The organism is Vibrio sp. sp1 (assembly GCF_016920955.1).
Classification (GTDB): Bacteria; Pseudomonadota; Gammaproteobacteria; order Enterobacterales; family Vibrionaceae; genus Vibrio; species Vibrio alginolyticus.
In genome coordinates this window covers 249,839-266,076 of sequence record NZ_CP060589.1, presented here as the reverse complement: position 1 = coordinate 266,076, position 16,238 = coordinate 249,839, and the positions used below count along the sequence as shown (strand labels likewise).

The 16,238-nt window shown below is 46.2% G+C and carries 16 protein-coding genes; 14 read left to right on the top strand and 2 right to left on the bottom strand.

Annotated elements, in window-relative coordinates; translation table 11 throughout:
* The first annotated feature begins 72 nt into the window (after positions 1–72).
* The 14 genes from H9L11_RS01275 to H9L11_RS01210 all read left to right on the top strand — a co-directional run bounded on the left by H9L11_RS01275 (position 73) and on the right by H9L11_RS01210 (position 14,146).
* On the top strand, positions 73–1,896 hold the full coding sequence (locus H9L11_RS01275; RefSeq protein WP_205390947.1) for a sensor histidine kinase: 1,824 nt from the start codon (positions 73–75) through the stop codon (positions 1,894–1,896).
* Between the two features lie 25 nt (positions 1,897–1,921).
* Entirely contained in the window at positions 1,922–2,524 is a 603-nt protein-coding gene (locus H9L11_RS01270) for a response regulator (RefSeq protein ID WP_047103388.1), read from the top strand.
* 102 nt (positions 2,525–2,626) lie between these two features.
* Positions 2,627–3,025, top strand: coding sequence for a hypothetical protein (locus H9L11_RS01265; protein WP_005376702.1), 399 nt, complete (start codon positions 2,627–2,629; stop codon positions 3,023–3,025).
* 64 nt (positions 3,026–3,089) lie between these two features.
* The gene (locus H9L11_RS01260; RefSeq protein ID WP_205390946.1) at positions 3,090–5,201 is read left to right on the top strand and encodes a protein-disulfide reductase DsbD domain-containing protein; all 2,112 of its coding nucleotides are present in this window, start codon (positions 3,090–3,092) and stop codon (positions 5,199–5,201) included.
* Entirely contained in the window at positions 5,198–5,713 is a 516-nt protein-coding gene (locus H9L11_RS01255) for a protein disulfide oxidoreductase (protein ID WP_205390945.1), read from the top strand. The genes H9L11_RS01260 and H9L11_RS01255 overlap by 4 nt, the downstream gene beginning before the upstream one ends.
* A 161-nt stretch (positions 5,714–5,874) precedes the next feature.
* Positions 5,875–6,507 carry a class I SAM-dependent methyltransferase gene (locus H9L11_RS01250; protein ID WP_005376705.1) on the top strand — a complete coding sequence of 211 codons (633 nt, stop codon included), beginning with the start codon at positions 5,875–5,877 and terminating at the stop codon, positions 6,505–6,507.
* Positions 6,508–6,532: 25 nt separating this feature from the next.
* On the top strand, positions 6,533–7,288 hold the full coding sequence (locus tag H9L11_RS01245; protein WP_005376712.1) for a class I SAM-dependent methyltransferase: 756 nt from the start codon (positions 6,533–6,535) through the stop codon (positions 7,286–7,288).
* Between the two features lie 19 nt (positions 7,289–7,307).
* On the top strand, positions 7,308–7,733 hold the full coding sequence (locus H9L11_RS01240) for a GNAT family N-acetyltransferase (protein ID WP_161440840.1): 426 nt from the start codon (positions 7,308–7,310) through the stop codon (positions 7,731–7,733).
* Between the two features lie 3 nt (positions 7,734–7,736).
* The gene (locus H9L11_RS01235) at positions 7,737–8,297 is read left to right on the top strand and encodes a GNAT family protein (RefSeq protein ID WP_205390944.1); all 561 of its coding nucleotides are present in this window, start codon (positions 7,737–7,739) and stop codon (positions 8,295–8,297) included.
* Between the two features lie 227 nt (positions 8,298–8,524).
* A complete protein-coding gene (locus H9L11_RS01230; RefSeq protein WP_064368623.1) occupies positions 8,525–9,658 on the top strand; it encodes an efflux RND transporter periplasmic adaptor subunit in 1,134 nt (377 codons plus the stop codon).
* Entirely contained in the window at positions 9,651–10,922 is a 1,272-nt protein-coding gene (locus tag H9L11_RS01225) for a TolC family protein (RefSeq protein ID WP_205390943.1), read from the top strand. The genes H9L11_RS01230 and H9L11_RS01225 overlap by 8 nt, the downstream gene beginning before the upstream one ends.
* Positions 10,919–12,133, top strand: coding sequence for an ABC transporter permease (locus H9L11_RS01220; RefSeq protein ID WP_047010017.1), 1,215 nt, complete (start codon positions 10,919–10,921; stop codon positions 12,131–12,133). Before H9L11_RS01225 ends, H9L11_RS01220 begins: the two co-directional genes overlap by 4 nt.
* A gap of 2 nt (positions 12,134–12,135) precedes the next feature.
* Entirely contained in the window at positions 12,136–13,419 is a 1,284-nt protein-coding gene (locus H9L11_RS01215; RefSeq protein ID WP_205390942.1) for an ABC transporter permease, read from the top strand.
* A gap of 22 nt (positions 13,420–13,441) precedes the next feature.
* A complete protein-coding gene (locus tag H9L11_RS01210; RefSeq protein ID WP_205390941.1) occupies positions 13,442–14,146 on the top strand; it encodes an ABC transporter ATP-binding protein in 705 nt (234 codons plus the stop codon).
* 67 nt (positions 14,147–14,213) lie between these two features.
* Here the strand turns inward: H9L11_RS01210 and H9L11_RS01205 are convergent, their stop codons facing one another.
* On the bottom strand, positions 14,214–14,897 hold the full coding sequence (locus tag H9L11_RS01205; RefSeq protein ID WP_205390940.1) for a topoisomerase I: 684 nt from the start codon (positions 14,895–14,897) through the stop codon (positions 14,214–14,216).
* Between the two features lie 75 nt (positions 14,898–14,972).
* Positions 14,973–15,890: a leukocidin family pore-forming toxin gene (locus tag H9L11_RS01200; RefSeq protein ID WP_005376731.1), complete on the bottom strand. Its 918-nt coding sequence runs from the start codon at positions 15,888–15,890 to the stop codon at positions 14,973–14,975.
* Positions 15,891–16,238: the final 348 nt, after the last annotated feature.

The following is a 16,238-nucleotide window of genomic DNA, read 5'->3' as shown; positions in this document are numbered from 1 at the left end:
AAAACAAATGTGGTTTAGGGAAGGTAGCTGTTATTCTTGTCGTACTCTCTTGACGGAACGATTCGACTCATCATGAAAAAAGCACTGTGGCTTCAGCTTTGGATTCTTTGCTTAGTTGCCTTTGCATCTTTGGCTCACGGCGCAGTTTCTGAACAAGCAGATCTGCAAGAGCAAAAAGCAGAGCAGCCACAGGTCAAGAAAAAAGTCGAAGTGGGCGTGTTAGCGATACGCGGTCATCTTTATGCCGAGCAGAGATGGCAACCGACCATTGATTGGCTCAATCAGCAAATTTCCGATGTGCATTTTGTCCTTCATCCCCTTAACTTGGATGAAATGGGCGAAGCGGTGAAGTTTCAGAAGATGGATTTCATCTTAACCAACCCAGGTCAGGCAGTGCGATTGGGCAGGCAATACGCGCTGTCGTGGATGGCAACGCTAACCAGCAGAGCCCCACAAAACTCGAATTATGGCATTGGTTCGGCGCTTGTGGTTCGAGCCAATTCAAGTTATCAAACGGTGCAAGATGTCTCAGGACGTCCCGTTGCGGCGGTATCAGAAAAAGCCTTTGGTGGTTATCTCACGATGCGCTATCAAATAGTCAAAATGGGGCTTAATCCAAACGATTTCTTTTCCGATGTCCGCTATCTTGGTTTTCCTATTGATGCCAACCTGTATCAATTACGTGATGGTAATGTGGAAGCGGCCGTCGTCCCTGCTTGTTTATTGGAACAGATGTTAAGTGAAGGGCTTTTACAACCGGGTAATTACCGAGTTTTAAATCAACAGCCGAATGAGCACTCGTTATGCGCTGTTTCCACACCGCTTTATCCTAACTGGTCATTTGCCAAAACAGAGCGCGGCTCAGCTCAGATCGCCAAACAGATTGCGCAAGTATTGTTAGCGATGCCACCTGAACACCCTGCGGTTATTGCGGCAGGCGCGTCAGGTTGGACGTCCCCCGTCAGCTTGCTGAGCATCGACAAACTTTATCAGGCGTTGGATCTCCATCCGTTGCAACAACCCTGGTGGAGTGAGGCTCTACGCTGGCTGCGTAGTCATCAAGAATGGGCATGGGCGCTGTTCATGTTTGTGATTGTGTTGAACGCGTACCACTTTTGGCTTGAGTATCGATTTAGCAAGAGTAAGCAAGCGTTGGAGCAGACATCGTTACGATTAAAAGAGAAAAGTGAACAGTTAGAACATTCACAAAGGGTCGCGATTGTCGGAGAAATCGGCACTAGTCTTGCCCATGAACTCAATCAGCCACTGGCAGCCATTCGCAACTATAGTGAAGGCGGTTTACTTCGCTTGGCCAAAAAGCGCCCTCATGAAGATATTGTCCCAGTGCTTGAGAAAATACAGGGCCAAGTTGAACGAGCCGATGCAATTATTCAGCGCTTAAGAACGTTGATCCGCAAGCGTAGTGTCGACAAAGCGCCGTGCGATCCTCAAGTACTCATTGATGACACGATTGAGTTGCTCCATTTTCGAATGAAGAAGCAAAATATTTCGATTGTGACCAGTATAGAAGGGAACGTCCGTCCGGTACTTGTCGACGCTGTGGGCGTTCAACAGGTTTTAGTTAATGTGATCAGTAACGCGATTGATGCGTGTACTTTGTTCCAAGAGAAATATCACTCGTCAGGTTATCAAGGTAAAATTGCCCTGCATAGTGACTACCAAGTCAATCAACTTTCCATTCGAGTGTTAGACAATGGTACAGGGTTGCAGCAAGAGAATCCGACTCAAGCGTTTGTGAGTAGCAAAGAAGAAGGGCTTGGGCTGGGGTTAGCCATTTGTCGCGATGTGATGGAAATGCATGGTGGCGAGTTTGTCATCAGCTCGACAGCACCACATGGTTGTTTGGTTGAGCTTGTGTTTCCATATCAAAACTAATCTGAACTAGGCATAGGAGCATTCAATGAGCAGCGGTGAAAAGCAGCTACCTGTTTTTGTAGTCGATGATGATGAATCGGTGCGTGACTCGCTCGCTTTTATGCTGGAAGAGCATGACTTCAACGTGACGACTTTTGCTGATGGGCAATCTTTTCTCGATAAAGTGGACATTCATCAGGCCGGATGCGTGATCCTTGATAGCCGAATGCCCAACCTTCGTGGTCAGCAAGTGCACCAAATTTTAAATAAAGCCAACAGCCCGTTAGCCGTTATTTATCTGACAGGGCATGGTGATGTTCCGATGGCGGTCGATGCATTGCAAGCTGGGGCGGTCAATTTCTTCCAAAAACCAGTCAAAGGCGATGAACTGGCACGAGCCATTTTGCAGGGACAGGCGCAGTCTGCCACAAACCTCGATATGGCAGCAGCTAAATCGGCTTATGAATCGCTCACACCTAGAGAAAAAGACATTTTACGTTTGATTATTGAAGGAAAGCGCAACATTCGTATTGCTGACGAACTTTGCATAGCAATGCGAACGGTTGAAGTACACCGAGCTAATCTATTGAAGAAGTTCTCGGCAAAAACCGTCGCAGAGTTGGCATATATTTATGGCAAGCTAGATTAAAGGTTACCGAGTGAAGCCTCTTAAGGTTATTTAGAGGATACAACTTGAGCTTTATGACGACTCGCGTATTATCTTCTTCGTTCTTACTTTATCTGAATTCTTATGAGTTTGTTGACTAAACGACATCACACGCCACATAAGCGGGCAAAATGGCTACTGGCGATTATTGGCTGGGTGGTCGTTGTGTGTCTGATGCAAAATTCAGGCTTTGCATCGTCATGCTCTATGAAATATGAGACGGAATCGCCCGCGGTTTCACTTGCTGATGAGCGTTCGAGCGTCAAGTCGATTGATACTAAAGAAACTAGCAAGTGCGAATTGTCTGAAAAGTTAATTCAGTTTTCTCAACATCAACTCGATGTATTTATTGTTGTTCTGTTTGTCGGTCTTTTTGCTTCGGCAATTTGGTTGTGCAGTGCCTATATTGGTGCGCAACATTGGACGGAACCGATAGGCCGTAAGTATCGAGTCCATCTGACTTTCTGTGTGTTCCGAGAATAAAAGCGTGCTTTCTGACCACTAGCGTCAGTTATTTAGCACCTTTGTCTTTTAACTAGGAATCACTATGAATCAAATTACTAAACTGACTCAGTTTGCGTTCATGTTTTTTATGACGCTTGCTTTGAGTTTGCTCTCTCTGAGTATTTCAGCTCAAACTACTGATACAGGTTGGCTAACCAACCCACAACATCCTCCAGTGCAAACGCGCTTTGTGCTCACTGGTCAACAAGATCCGCAAGCCAAAACACTTACAGGTTATTTGGATGTCAAGTTAACCGGAGACTGGAAAACTTACTGGCGATCGCCGGGCGAGGGTGGTGTCGCGCCATCGATAGATTGGCAAAACTCGCAAAACCTGAGCAAGGTTGATTGGCAATGGCCATATCCGCAAAAGTTCGAGTTATTGGGCATTGAGACTCTCGGTTACAAAGGTGACACTTTGTTCCCAATGACGCTGCATATCGACAATATGTCGAAACCCGTCGCGATTGATGCAGTGCTCACGCTATCTTCCTGCACCACCATCTGTGTGTTGACGGACTATCAAATTCAACTGACCTTCCTGCCTTCTGAGCTGCGAATCGACGAGCAGGTGATGTTCAGTTACGCCCAAGCGGTGAGCAATGTGCCGCAGCCATCGCCGTTTATTGATGTTACTCAGGCGAGTTGGGATGCGAACCAATCGAAACTGCAAATCAAGCTAAAGAACAGTCAGGGTTGGCAACAACCACAAGTGCTGGTGGATGGCGTCGATGAAGCAACGCGAGACTATAGCTTCAAGCTTGAAGGAATGCATCAAGAAGGAAACATCGTCACCGCGAGCTATATCGTTGATACTTGGCTGGGCGATGTGGCGTTAGATGAACAGTCGCTGTTTGTGACCATCAAAGACACCAATTTACTAGCAGAAGAAACCACTCAAGCAACTGCTGAGGCAATAGTTGAACCGCTGCCGAGCACGTCTCTAACGAGTGTTTTTCTATTCGCGTTGCTCGGCGGTTTAATTCTTAACATTATGCCTTGCGTTCTTCCGGTTTTGGGGATGAAGCTAAGTAGTATTGTTGCCGCTCAAGGTATCGAGCGTCGTCAAATTCGCGCTCAGTTTGTTGCCTCGTCACTTGGTATATTAACGTCGTTCTGGATTCTCGCTGGTTTTATTTTGGTGCTCAAGCTAACAGGTAATGCCATTGGTTGGGGCGTGCAATTTCAAAGCCCCTGGTTCTTAGGTTTGATGGTGTTGGTCACCACTTTGTTTGGGGCCAATATGCTGGGGCTGTTTGAAATCCGTCTATCATCGGGTACCAATACATGGCTGGCCTCGAAAGGCGACAACTCGTTAGCTGGACACTATGTGCAAGGGATGTTTGCAACCTTGCTTGCTACGCCGTGTTCTGCGCCTTTCCTAGGAACGGCCGTGGCGTTTGCTTTGGGTGCCGACGTATTAACGTTATTTGCAACTTTTACAGCATTAGCATTGGGTATGGCACTGCCTTGGCTCTTAGTCGCTGTGTTTCCAAATATCGCGCTGAAACTACCAAAGCCTGGCTCGTGGATGAATGTCGTTAAAATAGTGTTTGGCATAATGATGTTGGCAACCAGCGTTTGGCTACTTTCATTAATGGCAAATCATGTACCGATGTTATGGATTGCACTTATCGCTGTGGCTGCTTTTGTTGTAATGATGGCAAGAGTTAAGAAAGTGTATGGTGAGAAAGCGCTTGCTGTATCCGGAACTGCGTCATTAGTGTTGATAGCTGGTGGCCTGGTACTTGGTAGTGTCACTGCCGACCAATGGGCGACACCGCTTCCTGAGGACTTAGCGTGGCAGAAGCTTTCTAACTCGGCGATTGAAGATAACGTCAATAATGGGCGAGTGGTGTTTGTGGATGTCACTGCGGATTGGTGTGTCACGTGTAAAGCGAACAAGATCGGTGTGATCTGGCAAGATCCTGTCTACTCATTGCTGCGAAGCCCTAATGTGGCGACGTTAAAAGGGGATTGGACACATCCGGACGGCTCGGTAACTGACTTTTTACGAGCTCATGGGCGTTACGGTGTGCCGTTTAACATCGTCTATGGCCCGGCAGCGCCACAAGGTATCCCGTTACCTGTGATTCTGACTGATGATGTTGTTTTAAGTGCGGTGAAGCAAGCGAGTGGGGGATCTATTCAATGAGTTCGACAAAGCGGCGTAGAACATTCCGATATTGGCTCGTTCAAATCGTACAGATGGTGCTCATTGTCACCGTCATTTCCATCGCGATGGATTGGTATCGCACTAAAGATATTCCTAAGCAGGAGTCACCACCATTGAGCTCCGTATTGAGCGATGGTGAACACTTCGATGCAATCGCGCAAAGTTATGAACAACCTGTCGTTGTTTATTTTTGGGCGACTTGGTGTCCCGCTTGTAAATTTGTAAGCCCAAGCGTGAGCTGGCTGAGTGATGACTATGCCTTAGTTGGTGTTTCTGGCTCATCAGGGCCAAATGAGCGTGTGGCGCAGTTTATGCAGGCAAAAGAATATCGTTTCGAAAACATAAACGATCCTTCAAGCGATATTATGCGCGAATGGAAAATTAGCGTGACCCCAACCATTTATGTTTTAAGAAATGGTGAAATTTCCTCTGTCACAACTGGCGTTACCACTCCGATAGGAATACTAGCGAGAATTTGGTTAGCTCGATAACGCTATAAAAATCCGATATTCAAAATATTGAGTATCGGATTTTTTTGTTGTCCTAAACAACCAGTCGGTCACATACCATAAAGAACTAGTTAACCAATAAGTGTCTAGATGCTTATTGCGTGCTACATTCGAGCATCGTTCTGGTTATCAAGGAGGAAACGATGAACGTAGCAAAAATGTATGATGATGTGTCGGATCGTTATCAAAAGTTGGTGGATGACAGTCACTACGTCGGTCCACGTTGGATTTCTGAGAAGTTAAAAACCTTTCCCATCGAGCAAGGCTCGGTTCTCGACCTAGCCTGTGCGACTGGCAGTATCGGCCATGTCGTAAAAAGTCACTATCCAGAACTCGCCATCCATGGCTTAGACATCTCGTCCAAAATGGTTGATAAAGCGCGCCAAACTAACCTCTATCAAAGCGTCGCGGTTCATAATCTCGATGAGCCATTTTCCCTTTTGTTTGAACAAACCTTCGACCTTATCACCGCACTTGGTTTTACTGAGTTTCTAGCAGAGCCTCAACAACTTCTGGAGTGCATTTCGCATAAGCTAACTGCGAATGGACGATGTTTTATCAGCTTTCAATACCACGATCCGGATGGACAAGATTTGCCTCGAAATACTTATAGTGGATCGGTCGTGCATACGGCATATACCGAAAGTGAAGTTGAGCAACTCTGTCAGCAAGCGGGGTTGGAAGTGGTTTCCCTAGAAAATGTGATTGGTTACGTATCTGGTGTTGGTTATGTGTGTCGATACTTGATGCTAGAGCTGAAAAAGTCACACCGATGAAATAAGTAACAAACAAGGATTGTTTTTGAAAACACAAGATTTAACCGAGTTCGGGTCTGGCATTGAATACGATGCTCAATACGACCAGCATTACCATCACGACATTGCTTTTATCACAAGGTTAATCGAAGAAACCAATGCTCGAAGTGTACTGGATGTCTGTTGTGGTTCCGGCATTGTCACGATTCCAGTCTCTGAGCAACTCAACGAAGCCATTGGCATTGATATTTCTGAAGGGATGCTCAAACACGCAAAGGACAAAGCCAAAAGCAGGAGTAACTTGCGTTTTCTTCATCTCGACGCAACCCAGTTTTCGTTAGGTAAGAAGTTTGACCTAGCCATAATGACAGGGAATGCATTCCAAGCCTTTTTAAGTGATGAGATGCTAGCAGGTGCACTGAGCTCAATATCAAGACACCTCGAAAAAGGTGGGCGATTTGTCTTCGATACGCGGTTACCAACGCCAGAGAATCTAGAACTGGATAATGAGATGGCACTGTGGCAAACCTATGTTTCTCCAACCTATGGTGAAGTGAATTATTTCGGTATGAAGGCCGAGTATGACTTGCAAACATCCATCATGTATTTGAAGAAAGAGCGCCATTTTGAAGGTGGAACGATTGAGTATTCCAGCATTGATTTAAAATATCGTCCGCTGGAAGACATAGAGGTTTTCCTTGAACAAGCGGGATTCAGAATCATAGAGAAGTACCAGTCTTGGTCAGCGCAAGCATTTGAGGCGAATGCCAACTCGCTTGTCTGTGTGGCTAAGAAAATATAAATCAATGTTGAGGGATACAATGCAAGGATTTCAAATTACTACGTCGTTAGATGACATGGATTTAGACGTTATCTACGAGTTCATTTCAAACAGTTACTGGGGAAAGGGCATTCCAAGAGAACGCCTTGAGAAGTCATTGCGCCATTCGTTCTGTTTCGCGGTTTTGGATGATGAAAATCAACTCGTTGCTTTTGCTCGGTTAATTACCGATCGTACCACGTTTGCGTACCTTGCCGATGTGTTTGTTATGGAGGTACACCGTGGTAAAGGCATCAGTAAGTGGTTGATCTCAGAAATTGTTGCTCATCCAGAACTACAAGGCTTACGCCGTATGATGCTTGCAACCCGCGATGCTCATGGGTTGTACGAACAGTTTGGGTTCACTCCTATTGCTCCAGTAGAAAACTTCATGCAAATCTGGAAACCGAATGTTTATCAGAGCTAAATCATGATGAGAGTTGAATCTCAACAAGTGGCAATCAGACACCTCAAAACAACAGACGCTGCTCCCCTGTTTGAAAACTATTTAGGCGATGAGCAAGCATGCCGCTTCCTCAATCGCCAAGTCCACCAAAATGTTAATCAAACCCTTGAAGCTATCGAAAGATGGCGTGCTCAATATGATCAAAAGTCTCCCAATCTCTTAGTCTTCGCTATTGAAGAACTCACTTCTCAAACTCCTATTGGTTGTCTGGTGCTGATACCTGAGCAAGACAGCAGTGAAATCCATTTTGGTATTTCTGCTCGCTATCGGGGAAAAGGCTATGCAACCCAAGCCTGCAAACTTGGCGTTGTCTACCTGCAAAGCTTGGGTATAACGCGCATTCGCACCGCCCCGCATATTGGCAACCACGCGAGTATCCGTGTGTTGGAGAAATGCGGCTTTATCAGCCAAGGCATTTTAAAAGCGCATGTGGTTTTTCCTGCTTTAGGACGTGAGGCGCAAGACTGTATGGATATGCGATTGGAGGATACAGATCAGCGCCATTTTGCACATTGTTCAGAATGAAAAGGGTGGTGGTTGAAACGAGCGGTTACAGAGCATGTTAGTCGCCATCGTAGATAGCGTCTTTGCTGAATGATTCGTCGAGGTTTTTTGGTCTTTGATTGTCAGAGCCGACTGACAAAACCATACCAACTGTGACAACCAAACCGCTATTAAAGCAGGATATTATTCCTTCAACTTTGTGTTTTAGGAGTAGTCATTAGACTACCCAATAATTGTTGGAATAAATAATGACGAAACGTTGGTTTGTCTCCGCTGTGAGCTTCGCGCTGCTCGGCGGTGGTACGTATTTCTATCTCCAATCTGCTGCTCAACCAGAATTGCTGCCTACATTGATTGTGGAAAAAGGCACGATTGAAAAACAAGCGGTGGCTGTTGGTAAAATTGTCCCTGCACACTCCGTGTCTATCAAGTCACAAATCGACGGTATCGTCGGTGAAATTTATGCGAAAGTTGGTGAAAAAGTGAAGCAAGGCCAGCCGCTGATCAAAGTGCGTCCAAACCCAACTCCCCAAGCATTAACGGATGCATCGGCAGAACTCATGCGTAGCGAAGCCGATCTGGAATCCGCCAAACAAAAACTGTCCAACTTAGAAAGCTTGGTCAAGCAGGACATTATTCCAAGTAACTACGACGAATACGTAAGTGCGCGCTCGGCAGTCAAATCTGCGCAAGCGGACGTATTGCAAAAGCGCCAGAATCTCGAACTCATCCGCAGTGGTGAGGCGTCTATCGGTGATGCGCGTTTAACGTCGACGATCTACGCGCCAATTGATGGCACGGTACTCAACCAGAAAGTTGAGGTCGGAGAGCCGATCATCTCGACTCAATCAAGCCAAGCCGCGACTGAAATGATGTCATTGGCCGACATGAACAGTCTGATTTTTAAAGGTAGCGTCAGTGAGCATGATGCTGCGCAGTTGTCTCCGGGAATGCCCGTTATGTTGACGGTTGCGCCTTATCCTGATGTGGCGATTTCTGGTGTGCTAACCAAAGTGGCGATTCAATCTGAGAACCTTAACTCACCAGAGGGCAATGCTTCTGCAAAAAGTTTTGATAACGGTTTTGAGGTTGAAGTGGGAGAACTCAAGATCCCACAAGATGTGTTGCTTCGTTCTGGTTTTTCATCGACGGCTCAAATCATTCTGAAGAAGTCTGAAAACGTGCTCACTCTACCGGAGCGCGCTCTGCAATTTGATGGTGACGCACCGAATGTTCTGATCCCCGATAGCTCAGAACAAGGGTTTCATAAACAACCTGTGAAACTCGGTCTGTCAGATGGCATCAATGTCGAAGTGCTTGACGGCGTGGAGCTTGATGAAGAGGTTATCGACAACAGTATGATGGGAGCGGCGCATGGTTAAGCTGCAACGATCAACAATCGCCTTTGCATTGTTGGCTGCCACGCTCAGTTTGCCGACCTACGCAATTTCTATTGAACAAGCTTGGCAACAAGCAAAGCAGAACGATCCAAATTACGAAAAAGCGAAAATCGGCGTCCAGCTTGGCGAGGTTGGCGTACAGAGTAGCCGCAGTGCGTTATTGCCGGGTTTAAGTGCCAGTGTGTCAGCGGATTGGAATGAGTCCTCAAGCCATTCGAACAGTTACGGCGCTACCTTATCTCAAACTATTTGGGATAGCAGCTTGTGGTCGGAACTGGATCAAGCGAATGCCAATTATCTCAAAGCACAGTTAGAGCTATCTCAATCACATAACGAGCTTGCGCAGAAGTTGCTCACCGCTTACCTAGATGTGGCAAGCGCACAGGGCGACCTCAAATTGGCACAGTCCAAGCTGGAGGAGGGGAAAGAACTTCTCAACATCATTGAGAAACGCTATCGAGCAGGCAAAGTGAAGTCGGTTGATGTCGAAGAGATGAGAGCGAATCAAGTCTCTGAGCAAGCAAGTATCCTCAATGCAAAAGCCGATCTCGAAGTGAAAAAAGCAGAGCTTGCGGCGTTAATCAATCAAATGCCGGAGAGTGTCGACCAAATTCGAACGGATTCTTTGATTCAGCCGCCGATGCTGGTGGACTCTCAGGAGCAATGGCTAAAGCTGGCTAAAGACAGCAGTCCAGAGCTGTTGGTGGCGGCGCAGATGGTGAAAGCGAGCGAGTTCGCGAAAGATTCAGCTAAAGGTGGATACTACCCAACCGTCAAAGGCAGTGTGGGCTACAGCGATGGTGACAATCGTTCAAACGGCGAGTTTAACGCTGGGATTAGTTTGAGTTTGCCGATTGACCTCAATGGTGCAGTGCGAGCGAAAGTGGACGAAGCATCGTTGAACATTTTAAGCGCCAAGCAAGATATGCGTAGAGTGGAAATTGATATTCAGAAACGAGTTATTCAGCAGTTTACGCAGGTCGATATCAACTGGAATCAAGTTTTGATAGCGAACGAGCTAGTTGAGTCGCGCGCCAGAGTGTTGCAAAGCAAAGAGAAACTTTACGACGCTGGTCTGCTTGAAGTGTCGGAAGTTATCAGCGCACACAACAGCTTGTTTGAGGCGAAAAACAGTCTGCAAACCAACTTGTACAGCTACTGGCGTAAGAGAATCGGCTTACTGCAAACCGCAGGGAAACTCGATGACGATACCATGGCGTTGATCTCTCGGGCTTTTCATTCATGAGCAGCCTGTTGCAGCAAACTTGGCAAACGTTGATGGCGCATCGCATGAAGAGCGTGCTAGCCATTATCGCGATTGCTTGGGGCGTGATCTCTGTGGTGGTGTTAATCGCACTTGGCGAAGGCTTTTATCGCCATCAGACTCAGTCGTTTTCATTTATGATCAACAATGTGCAAGTGGTGTTTCCGTCGAGTACCAGTAAACCGTGGCAAGGGTTACCTTCAAGACGCCAAATTGATATACCACAAGAAAAAGTCGACATGATCAAACAGTCGGGCTTCGTGCAACAGGCGTCAAGCGTTTACGCCAAATGGGATGCGAATATCACCAATCTCAAAGGACAGAATTTATCGAGTACGGTCAGCGGTATTGATACGTCTTACTTTCCTTTAATGCAACGCAAGCTGCAATCCGGTTCGAGAAACCTGTCACCAAGTGATATGGACAACCACACTCGCGTGGCGGTGTTAGGCGATCAAATTGCGCAAATGGGCGGAATCCAAATCGGGGATAGGCTCAAAGTCAACGGCATTCCGTTTTTGGTGATTGGGATAACCGTTGGTGAGGACACTGGCATTTCATTCGGCGATAGCCGCACGGTTTTCATTCCTCAAACAACGTACCGCGATTTGTGGGATGCGAAACCTTGGATGGTATTGATGAAGCCGAGAGAAGGGATGGATGCATCGTCATTTCGACAAAATATCGTGAACTTTTTCGCCAAGCAGCTTCATTTTGACCCAAGTGATAAAGATGCGGTCGAACTACCCGATTTTAGTGAAGGTGCAGCGGTCATCAGTGGAATTTTGCGTGGCATTCAGATTTTTCTTGGAGCGAGCGGCGCGATGACCATGGCGGTCGGTGCGCTTGGCGTTGCCAACATCATGTTTTTATCTGTCACGGAGCGCACGCGTGAAATCGGTGTGCGTTTGGCGATAGGGGCGACTCAAAAATCCATACTCAGTCAGTTTATTCTTGAAGGGCTTATTTTGGTAGCTGTGGGCACGGCATTAGGTCTGATGTTTTCGTATGCAGTGGTATCTGTCCTAAGCAGCATGGCATTACCGGAATGGATTGGTTTACCTGTGATCACGCCAGATTCCATTGCTTGGTCTTTACTTGTGACGCTTATCTTGGCCTTGATGGCGTCGTATTTCCCAGCAAGGCGAGCATCGCGTCTCACGCCAGTCATTGCTTTGAGTGCGAGGGCTTAGTCATGTTGTTACCGATGAGACAAATTTTCCAAGAAATGGCCGCAGAAAAGCTGAGATTGGGTTTGACCATTCTGGCAGTAGCGTGGGCGACCCTCTGTATCGCTGCTATGTTGGCGGTAGGTGAGGGCATTCGTCAGGGGGTATTGAAAACCGCACAAAATGGTAACGGCAACTTGATTTATTTGACCGGAGGGATGGCCACCGTCGACCACGGTGCTTTTCACCAAGGTAAGTTTCTGACACTAAAAATGGACGATTCAGAGGTTGTTCGAACGTTACCCGATGTAAAAAGCGTTGCGCCAACGGCGAAGTGGAAAGAGCGCATCACCGTTGGTGACAGAAGCTCGTGGCAAGAGCCGTTAGCGGTCACGAGCGAGTTTCAATCCATGACCAATTTGGTGCCGATGGCGGGGGGACGATGGTTAAACCCACTCGATCAAAAAGAGACGCGCAAAGTCGTTGTACTGGGTTATGAACTGGCAGCCGACTTATTCAACCCGAATGAGGACTTTAGTTGGTTTGCGACAGTCACATTGCAAGTCAACCCTGTGGGGAAAAAGGTAAAAATCGGCAATGAGGAGTTCACTGTTGTGGGCGTATTGGAGAAAAACAGCGCCCAAATAGAACTGGGGGATCTTATCAACTATTCCAGCTTTGTGCCGTTAGCGACGTGGAAGCGATTTCATGTCAACGGTGAAATTGGTGGCATCAATGTGCAGCCACAAGCGGATGTAGACCGAGAAGCCTTAGCAAAGACGATCAGGCAAGTGATTGCCCGTAAACACGGGGCAAGTGTCAGTGATGAACAGGTCGTCCAAGTCGATGATATGTTCCTTAAGCAAAAGAGTATGCAGCAGTTTCTGATAGGTTTGCAGAGTTTCCTTGGCATTATCGGCTTCGTGACGTTAGCTGTTGCTGGCGTTGGCATCGCCAATGTGATGTATGCCACCGTAAAGCGATCTACGCGTGATATCGGCGTGCGCATGGCAGTCGGTGCAACTCCAATGGCCATTCGCATGCACTATTTAGTGCAGTCTTTATTGACAATGATGATGGGGGGCGCGCTTGGCTTAGGCGTGACGTACGCGCTGGTGTCTGCCATCAGTTCCATTCCTTTAGAGGGCAATGCCTTTTATGAACAACTGGGTAAACCTGTCCCGGAGTTGTCGTGGGTCGTTGTCGCGATTGTCATCCTCACCTTAGTGATCATTGGTGTGGCATCTGCATGGCTACCTGCAAACCGAGCCGCAAAAGTCAGCCCGTTGGAGGCGCTACAAAGTGAATAACAACAATAACTCTGGAGAGAACATGTCGAACAAGCCGCTTGTTGAGCTGACCAACATCTGTAAATACTACTCAAGCGGGGAGGCGGAAGTTCGCGCGCTAGACAGCGTTGACTTAACCATTAATCAAGGCGAGTTTCTTTCGATTCTTGGCCCGTCCGGTTCAGGCAAATCAACGTTGATGAACATGCTCGGCTGTTTAGATAAGCCCACCGATGGCGAGTACCAACTTGGCGGCCAAAACGTCGCAAGTTTAAGTGCGAATGAGCTGGCTGGCATTCGTAACCAAAAGATCGGATTTGTCTTCCAAAGCTTTAACTTATTGGAATACGCGACGGCGCTTGATAACGTGGCACTGCCGTTGGTTTACTCTGGTATCAAAGCCAAAGAACGTCGCCAGCGCGCAGCTAAATTGCTAGAGCAAGTCGGGCTAGGGGATCGTTTAGACCATAAACCAAACCAGCTTTCTGGTGGTCAAAAGCAGAGAGTTGCGATTGCAAGAGCCTTGGTCAACGATCCGCAAATCATCCTAGCTGACGAGCCAACTGGCGCGCTCGATTCAAAATCTGGTGCTGAGATCGAAGCTCTGTTCAACCAACTCCACGCCGAAGGTAGAACATTGATCATCGTGACGCACGATAACGCTCTGGCAGAGCGCACTAAACGCATCATCATTATCAAAGACGGCAAGGTAATTTCGGATAGGGTGCCGGTAAGTAGGGAGAAATGAGCTTTTCTTAATTGAGAAACTGAGTTTTAAGGGAAATAGCGATACAGAGGCTATCTCCCTTTACTTTTTATTGGCGATGTTCGTTTTGTCTCTCTTTTATCAAGTCATGCTTTTGTTCTTTAAGTAGAGTGATTGCGAGCTTAGTGTCCTCAATCAATTTACTGTTATCGTTGAGATCTTTGCTCTTCAAAGGCAAAACTAGATAATGAATGCTGCCATCTGCATTCTGTACTCCGGTAGCGATGATGACATCACCTTCAGACGCCGTACCAAAATACTCTGATACGATTTTGGTTTCGCTGACACCGTAGCTATCCAAATAGGATGACTCCGTATTGTCAAACAAGATAGGAACCCCTTGCTTGGCTAATGTTCGCAATTGTTTTTGCTTTTGCTCGTCGAATGGATAGTTGGTCGTACTGATGTAACTTACCTGTTCAGCTTCAATAAAATCGTACAGTTCATTGCTCAGTTCATTTAATGGGGCAGATATCCAAGGTGTAGCTGGAATGACGTCGGAAGTATCATCATTGCCACTTTGTGGTGTTGGAGTGGTAACCACCTTTTGAGCAGCATCGCTCTCAGGAGGCGTTACACTTATTGTAGCAGCGTCTTCTGTCTTGATTTGCTCGTCAAGGCTTGCAACAGGTTCGGTCTGGGCATTCTTGTTATTTGAATTAATCAGAAATATGGCGAGTACTGCACCAAGTGCTAGCGCCGATCCAGTCAAGAGGTTTTTGTTACTTGTCATGTGTCATGTCTTACCGTTTATTTCATTAGTAAATACGGCGGCCACTTATTTATTCCGTGGCCGCAGGCTAATAAGTTAGTGGTAGAGATCGTCATTCCAAGAGATAGTTACGGCTCGGCTAGTCTCTGTCCATTGACTGCTATCACGATTTTTCTTCCAGGTATTTTCTGGAGTGGTATACCAGCTACACCAGTCGCGACCAAAGTAGTAATTGGTTTTTCGCCAACCAGCAACCAGCTTGACCTCTGATGTATCTAGGCCATCTTGAATGTCATTTTTTCTATATACGACGCCGACTTGTGGTTTAAAGTCTGAACGCATAACGACAGGTAACTCATTGTAATCAATCAAATTACCCATGTCACAACTGGTCCAACGATACAATAACCAGTCTTTAGCTGGCGTATTATGGCGGATAGTCTTGTTTTCAATTAACCAATTAATGCTTTCGTTAGCTTGGTTAAAATCGGCAACCGTTTGAAACTCTGGCTGGTCGTACGTTACACGGTTGCTCCAGGAGATTCCCCCACTAATATTTGGAGAAGTAGAAGCACTGAATCCAAGGTTAAAATCTAGCGACTCACTGACAGATGCCGTTGCAATGGTGTTTTCTGGAGCATGGCTCATGTGGCGTAAAGGGGCGCCATTTAAATAGCTCAGTGCCAGCTTAAAAGCCGTTGGAACGGTGTAACGGTAATCTCCCCCAGTAGCAAAACCATAGATTTGTTCTTTGTTTGGAACATTAGTCATGTCGAAGCCAGAACCGCCATTTAGGATCAACTTGGCTTCTTTAGCGCCATTTGGTAGCAAAGATTGGTTCCAGACATTTTCTAAAGAATAAATTAAGCGGATTTTTTTCGAGCGTGCATCACCATCATCAAGCTGAAGCAATGTCGAAGTGTAAGATTTCAATGTATCTTCAGCATGTGCTGGTGCTAAAGAACCAAGTAAAGCGAGTGCGATAATACTCGCGGAAAGATGCTGCTTTTCCATTATTTTTTCCTATTAGTCAGCCCATAAAGACTTTTGTTTTAAACCATCTTGATGGGCACTTTATAATTATGGACAGGTTATAAATTCAAGCTCAATAAATGAGCGGTGAAATAGTGCATCTTGTTTTTTATTAAAAAAAGAAAAAGGATAGATTCGTGGGATTAATGTCTCATAGTTTTTAAATTCACCACTCAACTATAATAAATAAGAATTTGGTTATTAAGTCTTGTCTTTTTAAGTTATTGCTTAATTTTAATTTTCTAATGTTGTGTTGAGATTTTCTATTGATAAAAGTGAATTTTATAAATGTTAGCCATGTTATTTTTAGGGTTTTTGTTATACCAAATT